This is a genomic window from Streptomyces sp. NPDC087906 (genome assembly GCF_055584925.1).
The window spans coordinates 157395-170450 of sequence record NZ_JBVJLC010000010.1 but is presented as its reverse complement, the minus strand read 5'-3'; the positions used below and the strand labels follow the sequence as shown (position 1 = coordinate 170450).

General features: G+C 69.9%; 13 protein-coding genes. 8 read left to right on the top strand and 5 right to left on the bottom strand.

The window, feature by feature from the left end; all coding sequences use genetic code 11:
* Positions 1-13: 13 nt before the first annotated feature.
* A complete protein-coding gene (locus ACZ63I_RS26550) occupies positions 14-2347 on the bottom strand; it encodes a transglycosylase domain-containing protein (RefSeq protein ID WP_469341530.1) in 2334 nt (777 codons plus the stop codon).
* A gap of 395 nt (positions 2348-2742) precedes the next feature.
* On the opposite strand from ACZ63I_RS26550, the gene ACZ63I_RS26545 reads away from it, so the two are divergent.
* Positions 2743-3087 carry a WhiB family transcriptional regulator gene (locus ACZ63I_RS26545; protein ID WP_052457047.1) on the top strand — a complete coding sequence of 115 codons (345 nt, stop codon included), beginning with the start codon at positions 2743-2745 and terminating at the stop codon, positions 3085-3087.
* A 399-nt stretch (positions 3088-3486) separates the two neighbouring features.
* On the opposite strand, the gene bagB is transcribed toward ACZ63I_RS26545, so the two are convergent.
* Positions 3487-4818: an ATPase BagB gene (bagB, locus tag ACZ63I_RS26540; RefSeq protein ID WP_469341529.1), complete on the bottom strand. Its 1332-nt coding sequence runs from the start codon at positions 4816-4818 to the stop codon at positions 3487-3489.
* Complete coding sequence (bagA, locus tag ACZ63I_RS26535) at positions 4815-5780, bottom strand: ATPase BagA (protein ID WP_469341528.1); 966 nt, start codon at positions 5778-5780, stop codon at positions 4815-4817. The genes bagB and bagA overlap by 4 nt, the downstream gene beginning before the upstream one ends.
* Positions 5781-5853: 73 nt before the next feature.
* Here bagA and ACZ63I_RS26530 point away from each other — a divergent pair, with 73 nt between their 5' ends.
* From ACZ63I_RS26530 to ACZ63I_RS26515, 4 genes are all read left to right on the top strand, one after another.
* Complete coding sequence (locus ACZ63I_RS26530) at positions 5854-6015, top strand: DUF4177 domain-containing protein (RefSeq protein WP_075033571.1); 162 nt, start codon at positions 5854-5856, stop codon at positions 6013-6015.
* Positions 6016-6089: 74 nt separating this feature from the next.
* Positions 6090-6557, top strand: coding sequence for a RidA family protein (locus tag ACZ63I_RS26525; RefSeq protein ID WP_469341659.1), 468 nt, complete (start codon positions 6090-6092; stop codon positions 6555-6557).
* Positions 6558-6706: 149 nt separating this feature from the next.
* Positions 6707-7705, top strand: coding sequence for an NUDIX hydrolase (locus ACZ63I_RS26520; RefSeq protein WP_469341527.1), 999 nt, complete (start codon positions 6707-6709; stop codon positions 7703-7705).
* Positions 7702-8550: an MBL fold metallo-hydrolase gene (locus ACZ63I_RS26515; RefSeq protein ID WP_469341526.1), complete on the top strand. Its 849-nt coding sequence runs from the start codon at positions 7702-7704 to the stop codon at positions 8548-8550. The genes ACZ63I_RS26520 and ACZ63I_RS26515 overlap by 4 nt, the downstream gene beginning before the upstream one ends.
* Positions 8551-8635: 85 nt before the next feature.
* Here ACZ63I_RS26515 and ACZ63I_RS26510 read toward each other — a convergent pair whose 3' ends face one another.
* Complete coding sequence (locus tag ACZ63I_RS26510; protein WP_041986606.1) at positions 8636-9310, bottom strand: Crp/Fnr family transcriptional regulator; 675 nt, start codon at positions 9308-9310, stop codon at positions 8636-8638.
* Between the two features lie 294 nt (positions 9311-9604).
* Here ACZ63I_RS26510 and nth point away from each other — a divergent pair, with 294 nt between their 5' ends.
* From nth to ACZ63I_RS26495, 3 genes are all read left to right on the top strand, one after another.
* Positions 9605-10630, top strand: a complete 1026-nt coding sequence (gene nth / locus ACZ63I_RS26505) for an endonuclease III (RefSeq protein ID WP_469341658.1) — start codon at positions 9605-9607, stop codon at positions 10628-10630.
* A 157-nt stretch (positions 10631-10787) separates the two neighbouring features.
* Complete coding sequence (locus tag ACZ63I_RS26500) at positions 10788-11552, top strand: NUDIX hydrolase (RefSeq protein WP_469341524.1); 765 nt, start codon at positions 10788-10790, stop codon at positions 11550-11552.
* Between the two features lie 89 nt (positions 11553-11641).
* Complete coding sequence (locus tag ACZ63I_RS26495; protein ID WP_469341523.1) at positions 11642-12841, top strand: MarP family serine protease; 1200 nt, start codon at positions 11642-11644, stop codon at positions 12839-12841.
* A gap of 11 nt (positions 12842-12852) precedes the next feature.
* Here ACZ63I_RS26495 and ACZ63I_RS26490 read toward each other — a convergent pair whose 3' ends face one another.
* Positions 12853-13032 carry a hypothetical protein gene (locus tag ACZ63I_RS26490; RefSeq protein ID WP_469341521.1) on the bottom strand — a complete coding sequence of 60 codons (180 nt, stop codon included), beginning with the start codon at positions 13030-13032 and terminating at the stop codon, positions 12853-12855.
* Between the last annotated feature and the right edge of the window lie 24 nt (positions 13033-13056).

Sequence of the window (13056 nt, the reverse complement as noted above, 5' to 3'; positions counted from 1 at the left end):
GTCACATCAGCCGCTACGGCCCGTTCCCGCCGCTACGGCCCGTTCCGCCGTTCCCGTTGTTGCCGCCGTCCTGCGGGCCGCCGTTGCCGCCCGTCGTGAAGCCCGGGAAGCCCGGGTTGCCGACGTCGCCCGGCTTTCCGTCGCCGCCCTGGTTCCCACCCTGGTCTCCGCCCTGGTTCCCGCCCTGGTCGCCGCCGCCCTGGTTCGCGCCCTGGTCGGTCCCCTGGTCGCCGCCCTGGTTGCCGCCGTTGTCGCCCGGCTTTCCCTGGCCCTTGTCGGGGTCGTTCTCCTTCGGCGGGTCCGGGATGTTGATCTCGTTGAAGTTCATCACCGGCACGCCCTCCAGAGCGCCGCTCATCGCGTCGCGCCAGATCGGGCCCGGGGTGTCACCACCGAAGACCTTCTCGTGGTACTGCCCGCCGATGGTGATGTTCTCCATCCGCTTCTTGTGCATCGGGTCGCCGACCCACACCGCGGCCGCCATGTTCGGCGTGTAGCCCACGAACCAGGCCGCGTAACGGAAGTCCGTCGTACCGGTCTTGCCCGCGCTCGGGCGGTCGCTGAGGCCCGCCTCCGTACCCGTACCGTCCTCGACCACGCCCTTCAGCAGGGCGCTGACCGTGTCGGCGGTCTTCTCCGACATCGCCCGCTCGCACGTCGACTTCGGCACGGCCATCGGCTTCTTGTTCGGGCCGGTGATCGACTCGATGGCGATCGGGGTGCAGTACGTGCCCCGGCTCGCGAAGGTGGCGTACGCGCCGGCCATCGTCAGCGGCGAGACCTCCTGCGAGCCCAGGGTGATCGACGGGACCTGCTGGATCGGGTTGCCGTCGGCCCGTACGACGCCCATCTTCTTCGACAGTTCCGTCACCGGGCAGACGCCGATCTGGCTGATGAGCTGGACGTAGTAGGTGTTGACCGACTTCGCGGTCGCCTCCTTCATGCCCATCGGGCCCTTCTCGGACTCGTTCTCGTTCTCGACCGGGACGTCCTTGTCCGTCCACGGGCCGTTGCAGGTCTGCACCGGCGTCGGGTACGTCATCTTGTACGGCGCCGGGAACGTCTGCGTCGCCGGAATACCCCGCTCCAGCGCCGCCGCCGCGACGATCGGCTTGAACGTCGACCCCGGCTGGTAGCCGGCGCCGCCGCCCATGTCCTTGTCGACGGACAGGTTGATCTGGGTCTCGTTCTTCTTGAAGCCGTACGGCCTCGACTGCCCCATCGCGAGGATCTTGCCGGTGCCGGGCTGCACGATCGACAGCGCCGTCGCGACCGCGTCGGTCTTGTAGACGTGGTCCTTGATCGACGCCTGCGCCGAGTCCTGCGCCTGCGGGTCCAGTGTCGTACGGACCGTCAGACCGCCCTGGTCCCAGATCGCGGCCCGTTCCTTCGGTGTCTTGCCGAAGACCGGGTCGTTCAGGAAGACCTGCCGCACGTAGTCGCAGAAGAAGCCGGCGCCCTTGACCGCGGTGATGCAGCCGTTCTTCGGCTCGGTCACCTTGAGCTTGATCGGCGTGGCGATGGCCTTGTCCGCCTCGCCCTGCGAGATGTCGCCGACGGCCGCCATCCGCGCCAGCACCGTGTTGCGGCGCTTGGTGGCCTCCTGGACGTCGTTGACCGGGTCGTAGCGGCTCGGCGACTGGACGATGCCCGCGAGCAGCGCCGACTCACCCAGCGTCAAGTCCTTGGCCGACGTGGAGAAGTACCGCTGGGCCGCCGCCTCGACGCCGTACGCCTGCTCGCCGAAGAAGGTGATGTTCAGGTAGTTCTCGAGGATCTTCTTCTTGCCCAGCTCTTCCTCGACCTGGATCGCGTACTTGAGCTCCTGGACCTTGCGGCCGAGCGTCTGCTGGGTGGCCTGCGCGACCTTCGTCGGGTCGTTGCCCGCCTCCTCGACGAAGACGTTCTTCACGTACTGCTGGGTGAGGGTCGAAGCGCCCTCGGAGACCCCGCCCTCCTGCGCGTTGCGGTTCAGCGCGCGCAGGACGCCCTTGAGGTCGACAGCCCCGTGCTCGTAGAAGCGCGAGTCCTCGATGGCGACGAGCGCCTTCTGCATGTACGGCGAGATGGCCTTCAGCGGCACGACCGTACGGTCACGTGAGTAGACCGTCGCGATCTTGCCGCCCTTGGCGTCCAGGATCGTGGTGCGCTGACTCAGCGGCGGCGTCTTGAGGTTGGCGGGGATCTCGTCGAACCCGTCGACGGTTCCCTTGGCGGCCAGCCCCAGCGCCCCGGCGGCAGGCAGGGCGATTCCGGCGAGCACCGCCCCTGCGAGCACGCTGACACCGAGGAACTTGGCGGCCTGCTGGGTCTTGGTCAGACCCCCGCCCGAGCGCTTCTTTGGCATGAGGGCAGCCTACGTTCTCATTCGCCGGACACGCGTCAAGGCTCTGGCCTAAGCTGTACCCAACTGTCACAGCAGTGCGGTTGTGCATCAAGTCACCGGCATGAACTTCCCGTGAACCCGAATCGCGGAAAGCTCTGTCCGATTCCGCCCCTTGCGTCCGCTGACGCCCGTTGTGGCACAAGTGAACTGCCCAGGTATGTCTGGTTGGTCGGTTATGCCACAGGTCACTCCCCTGGGTGATCTCCCGCGTACCCATAGTCCGTTCGGGCCATGCAAGATTGGGCCCGAAGGGGGTGTTGCGCTGTGCCCCCCGGCCGTAACGTCCTCAACTGGCAGCGGTGAATATGCCGCTGCCGCCGTGGGGGAGCCTCGATTCGGGAGAGGACGGCGCCGGCATGGGCTGGGTAACCGACTGGAGTGCGCAGGCAGCTTGCCGCACTACCGATCCGGATGAACTGTTCGTTCAAGGTGCAGCGCAGAACAGGGCCAAGGCGGTGTGCACCGGGTGCCCGGTACGCACCGAATGCCTGGCCGACGCGCTGGACAATCGCGTCGAATTCGGCGTGTGGGGCGGAATGACCGAGCGGGAGCGCCGCGCCTTGCTGCGCAGGCGCCCGACCGTCACCTCGTGGCGACGGCTGCTTGAGACCGCGCGCACGGAGTACGAGCGCAGTGCGGGGATTCTTCCCGTGGGCTTGGAGGACGACGAGACGTACGCGACGTACGCAGCGGTCGGCTGACGCCGCAGGTCAGCGGCGCGGCGAGCTGGCCGACGTCGTAGGTCGGCGGCATCGCGGTCGGCTGACGTCGCAGGTCGGCCGCCAGGCGCTGCCGGCTGCCACCATGCGCTGCGGGCTACTCGTGAGGTCCGTCGCGAGGTTCGTCGCGGGCGGACAGGGGACAGCCGCGCCGTCACCGGGTGACGGCGCGCGGTCCGATGCGTTCGCCTGCCTGTGGAGCAGGGCGTACGAACCGTTGCCCGCGTGCCCGTACGCGCGATCCGTACGACGTCACGCGGACCACCCGTACGTACCTCACGTACGTACGGCCCCTACGCCTTCTGCTGGTCCCTTCCGTACCGCCAACGACTGACTTCCGCCCTGGTCAGGGGCTTTCGGTCAGACGCCAGCGGCGCCCGCTCAGGCCGTGCGGCCCGAACGGCTCGTACCGCCCGCCGCCAGCCGGTCGCCGATCGCCCGCAGACCCGTCAGGTCATGGACGTCGCCGGGCAGGGCGGCCACCTCGACCACGGCGACTTCGGGGTGAAGCGCGGTGAAGCGGTCGCGCGTGCGCTGTTCGCGTGCGAGAACCTGCATGCGCTCGGCATGCAGCCGCAGCAAACCGGCGGTGAGCTGTTCCACAGTTGTGACAGAAGGCGTGTCGGGATGGGGGGTCGGCGACGACGCGGATGTGCTGTTCTCGGTCGAATCGGACACGGTCTCGGGGGCTCCGGCGGCGGTCTCGGGAGAAGAACCGGCCAGAGGTGTGGCGGTGCCAGAGAGACCATTCCCGGCCTCCTGATCCACAATGCCGCCCTCTTCAAGATTTTCCGCAGCCGCCCGCGCGCGCTCGGCCGACAGCCGCGAAGCGCCGCTGCCGTGCACCCGGTTGAGGACGAGCCCGGCGAGCGGCATGCCCTCCGCCGCCAGCCGCTGTACGAAGTAGGCCGCCTCGCGCAGCGCGTCCCGCTCCGGGGCCGCGACCACCAGAAACGCCGTGCCGGGCGCCTGCAGCAGCCGGTACGTCGCGTCGGCGCGCGTCCGGAAGCCACCGAACATCGTGTCCATCGCGGCGATGAACGTCTGCACGTCCTGGAGGAATTGGCCGCCGAGGAGTTTCCCGAGAGTGCCGGTCATCATCGACATCCCGACGTTCAGGAACTTCATCCCCGCCCGGCCGCCCATCTTCGCCGGGGCCATCAGCAGCTTGATGAACTTCCCGTCCAGGAACGAGCCGAGACGTTTCGGCGCGTCCAGGAAGTCCAGCGCGGAGCGCGACGGCGGGGTGTCCACGACGATCAGGTCCCACTCGTCACGGGACCGGAGCTGCCCCAGCTTCTCCATCGCCATGTACTCCTGCGTGCCGGCGAAACCGGCCGACAGGGACTGGTAGAAGGGGTTCTCCAGGATGGAGCGGGCCCGCTCGCCGTCGGCGTGCGCCTCGACGATCTCGTCGAAGGTCCGCTTCATGTCGAGCATCATCGCGTGCAGTTCGCCGGGGCCCTCGACGCCCTTCACCTGCCGCGGGGTGTTGTCGAGGGAGTCGATGCCCATCGACTGCGCCAGCCGGCGGGCCGGGTCGATGGTCAGCACGACCACCTTGCGGCCCCGCTCGGCCGCCCGTACGCCGAGGGCGGCGGCCGTGGTGGTCTTGCCGACGCCGCCCGAGCCGCAGCACACGATGATGCGGGTGGCGGGGTCGTCCAGCAGCGCGTCGACTTCGAGCGGGGCAGCGGCGGAGTCGAGGGTCATGCGAAGACCTCCCCAAGTTTTCTTAGCTCCCCCGCCAGCCGGTAGAGACCCGCGAGATCCATGCCCTCGCCGATCAGGGGGAGTTCGTACGTGGGCAGCCCGAGCTTCGCCAGGACGGCCCGCTGCTCACGCTCCAGCTCGACGCGCTGCGCGTGCTCGGCGGCCTGTTCCAGCAGCGGGCCCACCAGCTTCGTCGGCGCGGAGACCCCGGCGGCGGCGAGCGCCTTGGAGACCTCCTTGCGGCGGTCGCCGGCCGCGGCCTGCACCGCCGCCTCGTCCAGCAGGCGCGGCCGCACCATGTTCACGATCACATTGCCGACCGGCAGCTCGGCCGCCCGCAGCTCGCTGATGCCGTCGGCGGTCTCCTGGACGGGCATTTCTTCGAGCTGTGTCACCAGATGGACTGCGGTCTCGCTCGACCGCAGCACCCGCATCACGGCCTGCGCCTGCTTGTGTATCGGGCCGATCTTCGCCAGACCCGCCACCTCGTAGTTGACGTTGAGGAAGCGGGTGATGCGGCCGGTGGGCGGCGCGTCCATCACGACGTAGTCGTACGCGTACCGGCCGTGCCGGTCCCTGCGCCGTACCGCCTCGCACGCCTTGCCGGTCAGCAGGACGTCCCTGACGCCGGGCGCGATCGTCGTCGCGAAGTCGATCGCGCCGAACTTCTTGAGGGCCCGGCCGGCGCTGCCGAGCTTGTAGAACATCTGGAGATAGTCGAGGAGGGCGCGCTCGGCGTCTATGGCCAGCGCGTACACCTCACCGCCGCCCGAGGCCACGGCGATTTTGCGCTCCTCGTACGGAAGGGCTTCCGTCTCGAAGAGCTGGGCGATGCCCTGTCTTCCCTCGACCTCGACGAGGAGAGTGCGTTTGCCCTCGGTCGCGAGGGCAAGCGCGAGGGCGGCGGCGACCGTCGTCTTACCGGTCCCGCCCTTGCCGCTGACGACCTGGAGCCTGCTCACGTATTCGAGCCTAACCAGTCAGGTCGTGGGCTACGCACGAGGCCGCCACACGGTTACGGCTACAGTCGCCCCCATGACCAAGTGGGAATACGCGACCGTGCCCCTTCTCGTGCACGCGACCAAGCAGATTCTGGACACCTGGGGCGAGGACGGCTGGGAGCTCGTCCAGGTCGTTCCCGGGCCGAACAACCCCGAGCAGTTGGTGGCCTACTTGAAGCGGGAGAAGTCGGCATGAGCGTGTCCACCGGAGCGGATGGCGGGGTCGAGGCCGGCGCCGGGACCGGGTCAGGGGCAGGGGCCGGTGCCGCCCTGGGGGCCGTCGAGTCGTCCCTCGCGAAGCTGGGACTGAGTCTGCCGGCCGTCGTACCGCCATTGGCGTCGTACCAGCCCGCCGTGCAGTCCGGTCTGTACGTCTACACGTCCGGCCAGCTCCCGCTGGTGGAGGGCAAGCTTCCGGTCACCGGCAAGGTCGGCGCCGAGGTCACCGCCGACGAGGCGAAGGCACTCGCCCGCACCTGCGCGCTGAACGCGCTGGCCGCGGTGAAATCCGTCACCGGCGACCTGGACCGCATCGCGCGCGTCGTGAAGGTCGTGGGGTACGTGGCGTCGGCGGCCGACTTCACCGGCCAGCCGGGCGTCGTGAACGGCGCGAGCGAGCTGCTGGGGCAGGTCCTGGGCGAGAAGGGCGTGCACGCGCGGAGCGCGGTGGGTGTGGCGGTGCTGCCGCTGGACGCGCCGGTCGAGGTCGAGGTCCTGGTCGAGCTGACCGAGGCCTGAGCGGCGTGTAGGGCGACGGTGCGGGACGAGCGTGCGGGACGAGCGTGTGGGACGAGGGTGTGGGACGCGGTTCGTGACTGAGTACGTCACGGATGAGGCGCGTGCCACACCCTCTCGAACATCCGCACATCTGCGCATAGCATCCGGCCATGCCCAATGGTCAGTGGTACCCGTCCGAATGGCCGGACCGGATCCGCGCCCTCGCCGCCGGTGAACTGACGCCGGTGACGCCGCGCAGGGCCGCGACCGTGATGCTGGTACGCGACGACCCGGGCGGTGGCGATCCGGGCGGTGTCGACGACGGCAACGCTCCGGGCGGTGTGCGTTTGGGGGGCGGTCTCGCCGTACATATGCTGCGCCGCCAGGCATCCATGGCGTTCGCCGCGGGCGCGTACGTCTATCCGGGTGGCGGGGTCGACCCCAGGGACGCCCCCGGCGCCGACGACCGGCCCGTCGGCTGGGCGGGACCCGGCCGCGACGTCTGGGCGCGGCGGCTCGGTGTGGACGCCGCATCGGCGCAGGCCGTCGTGTGCGCCGCGGTCCGTGAGACGTACGAGGAAGCCGGCGTCCTGCTCGCGGGGGAGAGCCCCACGACCGTCGTCACCGACACCACGGGTGACGACTGGGAGGCAGACCGCGCGGCGCTCGTCGAGCGCGAACTGTCCTTCGCGGAGTTCCTGCACCGGCGGAAGCTGGTGCTGCGCAGCGACCTGCTCGGCGCGTGGGCCCGCTGGATCACCCCGGAGTTCGAACCGCGCCGCTACGACACGTGGTTCTTCGTCGCCACCCTGCCGGCAGGCCAGCGCACCAGGAACGCGTCGACCGAGGCCGACCGCACGGTGTGGATCGCACCGGCCGACGCGCTCGACGCGTACGAGAAGGGCGAGCTGCTGATGATGCCGCCGACGGTCTCGACCTTGCGGCAGCTCGGCCGCAACGCGACGGCGGCGGAGGCGCTGGCGGCGGCCGAGACGTGCGACATGACGCCCGTACTGGCCAAGGCGCGCCTGGAGGGCGACGAACTGGTACTGAGCTGGCCGGGTCACGACGAGTTCACGAAGCGGGTGGCTCCCGGCGCTGCGCCCGGGGCAGGTCCGGACGGCACCTCCGTTGTTGACGCAGGGCCCACCGAGGAGGACTCCCGATGACCGAGGCCGCCGCTCTTCCCGGTCAGCCGCGTGGTGGCGTGCTGTCCGGGCCCGCCACGGCGCGCGCCGTCAACGTACTCGCGCCCAACGCCTCGCCGATGACGCTCGACGGCACCAACACCTGGATCGTCGCCGAACCGGACTCCGACCTCGCGGTCGTCATCGACCCCGGCCCCTTGGACGACCTGCACCTCAAGGCCGTTGTGACGGCGGTGGAGCGGGCGGGGAAACGGGTCGGACTGACCCTCCTCACGCATGGCCATCCGGACCACGCCGAGGGCGCCGCGCGCTTCGCCGAGCTGACCCGTACCGGCGTACGGGCCCTGGACCCGGCGCTGCGGCTCGGGGACGAGGGCCTGGCGGCCGGGGACGTGATCACCACAGGCGGGCTTGAGCTACGGGTCGTACCGGCGCCCGGCCACACCGCGGACTCGCTCTGCTTCCATCTGCCGGCCGACGGGGCCGTACTGACCGGCGACACCGTCCTCGGGCGCGGTACGACGCTGGTGGCGCACCCGGACGGCCGGCTCGGCGACTACCTCGACTCGCTGCGCCGGCTGCGCTCGCTCGCGGTCGACGACGGCGTGCACACCGTCCTGCCGGGGCACGGCCCGGTGCTGGACGACGCGCAGGGCGCGATCGAGTTCTATCTGGCCCACCGGGCGAACCGTCTCGCGCAGGTCGAGACGGCCGTCGAGAACGGCCACCGGACAGCGGCCGACGTGGTCGCCCACGTGTACGCGGGCGTCGACAGGTCACTGTGGCCGGCGGCCGAGCTGTCGGTCCGGGCGCAACTGGCCTACCTGCGGGAACACGGCCTGATCGACGTGCCCGACGACTACTGAGGCTTCGACGGCTACCAAGGGTCCGACGACTACCGAGGTTTCGACAGCTACCAAGGGTCCGACGACTACCGAGCCGGAGAAGGTGTCAGCGCGAGCGCTTCGCGAGGCGTTCCACGTCCAGCAGGATCACCGCACGCGCCTCCAGCCGCAGCCAGCCGCGCTGCGCGAAGTCCGCGAGCGCCTTGTTCACCGTCTCGCGTGACGCGCCGACCAACTGGGCCAGCTCTTCCTGCGTCAGGTCGTGCACGACGTGGATGCCCTCCTCGGACTGCACGCCGAAGCGGCGCGACAGGTCCAGGAGCGCCCTGGCCACGCGGCCGGGCACGTCCGAGAAGACGAGGTCGGACATCTGGTCGTTCGTCTTGCGCAGCCGGCGCGCCACCGCGCGCAGCAGGGCCGTCGCGACCTCGGGCCGGGCGTTCAGCCAGGGCTGGAGGTCGCCGTGGCCGAGACCGAGGAGCTTGACCTCGGTGAGGGCCGTCGCCGTGGCCGTACGCGGGCCGGGGTCGAAGAGCGACAGCTCGCCGATCAGCTCGCCGGGGCCGAGGACCGCCAGCATGTTCTCGCGGCCGTCGGGGGAGGTGCGGTGCAGCTTGACCTTGCCCTCCGTCACCACGTACAGGCGGTCGCCGGGGTCGCCTTCGTGGAACAGCGCGTCGCCGCGGGCGAGCGTCGTCTCACCCATCGAGGCGCGCAGCTCCGAAGCCTGCTCGTCATCGAGCGCCGCGAAGAGCGGGGCACGCCGCAGAACGTCGTCCACGAGTTCTCTCCTATCGACCTGCTCAGGAAATGCTCAGAATGCTCAGGGATCCATGGTCAGGAAACCGTGGTCCCCATGATGCCGTAGGTACTGGTGATGCCGTACGGGCTGCGCCTTTACTCGCTGCCCGGCACCACCTCTCCGATTACGCGCGGTGAAACCGTGCGATCAGTCACAAGTTTGACGCACAGGAGTGTCTGAGCGTGCCCGGGGGGCCGATTCGGGTGGTGATCTCCCATGGCTCGGGCGGATGTCAGTGTCGGGCTTTACGCTGGCCGGGTGTCGAAATCGCCCATGACAGCGCAGGCCAAGGGGGCTGGAAGAGTGTCAGCGGAGCCCAATTCCGCTGTGGGCGAACAGCCCTCGGCGAAAGTGAAAAAAGCCGCAAAAGGTCCAACGAAGAAAGCGGCCAAGGCAGCCACCAAGTCCAGCAAGTCCACCAAGCAGGCGAAGCCCGAGCCGGCCAGGCGGGCAGCGGCGAAACCCGAACCCGCGAAACCCGAACCCGCGAAGCCCGCGTCGGCCAAGCTCAAGCCGGCCAAGCCGGAGTCGCGGCTGGCGATGACCCGCAGGGCCCGCCGGATCAACCGCGAGCTGGCGGAGGTGTATCCGTACGCCCATCCGGAGCTGGACTTCCGCAGTCCGTTCGAGCTCCTCGTGGCCACGGTCCTGTCCGCGCAGACCACCGACCTGCGGGTCAATCAGACGACGCCCGCGCTGTTCGCCGCGTATCCGACCCCGGAGGACATGGCGGCGGCCGTGCCGGAGGAGCTGGAGCAGGTCATCCGGCCGACGGGCTTCTTCCGCGCCAAGGCCAAGTCGCTGATCGGGCTGTCCACGGCGCTGCGCGACCGGTTCGACGGCGAGGTGCCCGGCCGGCTCGCGGATCTGGTGACGCTGCCGGGCGTGGGCCGCAAGACGGCCAATGTGGTGCTGGGCAATGCCTTCGGCGTCCCCGGTCTCACGGTGGACACCCACTTCGGGCGGCTCGTCCGCCGCTGGAAGTGGACGGAGCAGGAGGATCCGGAGAAGGTCGAGGCGGAGATCGCGGAGATCTTCCCGAAGAGCGAGTGGACGATGCTCTCGCACCGGATCATCTTCCACGGCCGCCGGGTCTGCCATTCCCGTAAGCCTGCTTGCGGCGCCTGCCCGATCGCGCACCTCTGCCCCTCGTACGGCGAGGGCGAGACCGACCCGGAGAAGGCGAAGAAGCTGCTCAAGTACGAGCTGGGCGGCCAGCCGGGCCAGCGGCTCAACCCGCCGGCGGACTACCCGGGCGCACCGGCCCCGCCGCTGGGCGCGGACCCCAGCGCCGCGTAAGGCGAATCCGATCGAGCACATCCGATCGAGCACACCTGATTGAGCACATCTGATTGAGCACAGAAGGGAGCAGCGCCGTATCAGCACACGCAAGGATGGTGCAGGACCCGACCGGAACGATCCGGCGGACAGCAGGCGTTGTACGACGGGGGTGCCGATGACGCACGCTGAAGAGATCGTTCAAGAGGGTTACCAAGAGGACTACGTGGCGCCGTACGACGACCCGGCGAGAGCCGCCGGTCATGCCCGTGCCGCCGCTGTCGCCGTCACGGCCGACGGGCTGCCCGGCTGGCTCCGCCCGGTCGAGCGCGCCGCGCGCACGGTGGAGCCGGAGCAGCTCAGCCGCTTCCTGCCGCCGAAGAGCGGCGACGGGCGGCAGTCCGCCGTGCTCATCCTCTTCGGGGAGGGCGAGCGCGGTCCCGAGCTGCTGCTGATGGAGCGGGCCGGCAATCTGCGCTCGCATCCGGGGCAGCCGGCCTTCCCCGGCGGTTCGCTCGACCCGGAGGACGGCGATCCGGCCACCACGGGCCCGCTGCGGGCGGCCCTGCGCGAGGCCGAGGAGGAGACCGGGCTCGACCCTTCGGGCGTCCAGGTCTTCGGTGTGCTGCCCAAGCTCTACATTCCGGTGAGCAGTTTCGTCGTCACTCCCGTACTGGGCTGGTGGCGCACCCCGACCCCGGTCGACGCGGTCGACCTGGGCGAGACCGCGCGGGTCTTCACCGTCCCCGTGGCGGATCTCACCGACCCGGCCAACCGCGCGACCGCCGTGCACCCCAGCGGGCACAGCGGCCCCGCCTTTCTGGTCGAGTCCGCGATGGTCTGGGGCTTCACGGCGGGCGTGATCGACCGGATTCTGCATTTTGCGGGCTGGGAGCGCCCGTGGGACCAGGACCGGCAGGTCCCACTCGACTGGCGCGCATGACAGGCTGGCCCAGCTAACCCACCCCCGCGGCAGTCGTCCCCATCGGGGCGGCGGGGGCGACCGGAGACGAATCTGCGAGGCTATTGACGGTGAACGTGCTGGACATCCTGCTGCTGCTCGCCGCCGTGTGGTTCGCGATCGTCGGCTACCGCCAGGGCTTCGTCGTCGGCATCCTGTCGGTGGTCGGTTTCCTCGGCGGCGGCCTCGTCGCCGTCTATCTGCTCCCCGTGGTGTGGGACCAGATCACGCAGGACGCCGAGGTCTCCACCACGGCCGCCGTCGTGGCCGTCGTGATCGTGATCGTCTGCGCCTCCGTCGGCCAGGCGTTCACCACCCACCTCGGCAACCGGCTGCGCCGTTTCATCACCTGGTCACCGGCGCGCGCCCTCGACGCGACGGGCGGTGCGCTGGTCAACGTACTGGCCATGCTGCTGGTGGCCTGGCTGATCGGCTCGGCCCTCGCCGGTACGTCCCTGCCGACGCTGGGCAAGGAGGTCCGCAGCTCCAAGGTGCTCCTGGGCGTCTCGCGGGTGATGCCCAATCAGGCGTCGACGTGGTTCACCGACTTCTCGTCCGTCCTCGCCCAGAACGGCTTCCCGCAGGTCTTCAGCCCGTTCGCGAACGAGCCCATCAACCAGGTCGAGCCGCCGGACCCGGCGCTCGCCGGCAGCCCGGTCGCCGCGCGTGCGCAGCGCTCGATCGTCAAGGTCGTCGGCACGGCGTCCGGCTGCGGCAAGGTGCTCGAAGGCTCCGGCTTCGTCTTCGCCGACCGCAGGGTGATGACCAACGCGCATGTGGTCGGCGGCGTGGACGAGCCCACCGTCCAGATCGGCGGCAAGGGCCGGCTGTACGACGCGAAGGTCGTCCTGTACGACTGGCAGCGCGACATCGCCGTACTCGACGTACCGGGCCTGGACGTGACCCCGCTCAAGTTCAGCGACAAGGACGCGAGCAGCGGCGACAGCGCGATCGTCGCCGGCTTCCCGGAGAACGGCGGGTACGACGTGCGCTCGGCGCGCGTCCGGGGCCGTATCGACGCCAACGGCCCGGACATCTACCACCGCGGCACGGTACGGCGCGACGTGTACTCGCTCTTCGCGACCGTCCGGCAGGGGAACTCCGGCGGCCCGCTGCTCACCCCCGACGGCCGGGTGTACGGCGTGATCTTCGCCAGGTCGCTGGACGACGCGCAGACCGGGTACGCCCTCACGGCGGACGAGATCCGCCCGGACATCACGCTCGGGCGCAACGCCAACCAAGAGGTCGACACCCAGGACTGCGCGCTGTAGGGGAGTAAGGGTCAGCTCCGCTGGTGGCGCAGCCGGGCGGAGACCCAGCGCGCCCTGCGGCGGAGGATGCGGGAAATACCGAGCCTGGGATCATGGCCCCCGATGTGCGGGGCACCCCCCTGGTGGGTGATCGGCACTGCTGCCGAGCGGCGGTTGCGTGGTGAATCACCGTAGTCGTGCGTCCAGCCCATACACCGACGTGTGCCCGTGGCCCA

What these genes read in the sequence shown, in the direction of transcription:
- ACZ63I_RS26545 (WP_052457047.1), top strand. Translation starts at nt 2,743, where the DNA reads ATGGGCTGGGTAACCGACTGGAGTGCGCAGGCAGCTTGCCGCACTACC.
- bagB (WP_469341529.1), bottom strand. Translation starts at nt 4,818, where the DNA reads ATGACCCTCGACTCCGCCGCTGCCCCGCTCGAAGTCGACGCGCTGCTG.
- ACZ63I_RS26490 (WP_469341521.1), bottom strand. Translation starts at nt 13,032, where the DNA reads ATGGGCTGGACGCACGACTACGGTGATTCACCACGCAACCGCCGCTCG.
- ACZ63I_RS26530 (WP_075033571.1), top strand. Translation starts at nt 5,854, where the DNA reads ATGACCAAGTGGGAATACGCGACCGTGCCCCTTCTCGTGCACGCGACC.
- ACZ63I_RS26500 (WP_469341524.1), top strand. Translation starts at nt 10,788, where the DNA reads ATGACGCACGCTGAAGAGATCGTTCAAGAGGGTTACCAAGAGGACTAC.
- nth (WP_469341658.1), top strand. Translation starts at nt 9,605, where the DNA reads ATGACAGCGCAGGCCAAGGGGGCTGGAAGAGTGTCAGCGGAGCCCAAT.
- ACZ63I_RS26550 (WP_469341530.1), bottom strand. Translation starts at nt 2,347, where the DNA reads ATGCCAAAGAAGCGCTCGGGCGGGGGTCTGACCAAGACCCAGCAGGCC.
- ACZ63I_RS26515 (WP_469341526.1), top strand. Translation starts at nt 7,702, where the DNA reads ATGACCGAGGCCGCCGCTCTTCCCGGTCAGCCGCGTGGTGGCGTGCTG.
- ACZ63I_RS26520 (WP_469341527.1), top strand. Translation starts at nt 6,707, where the DNA reads ATGCCCAATGGTCAGTGGTACCCGTCCGAATGGCCGGACCGGATCCGC.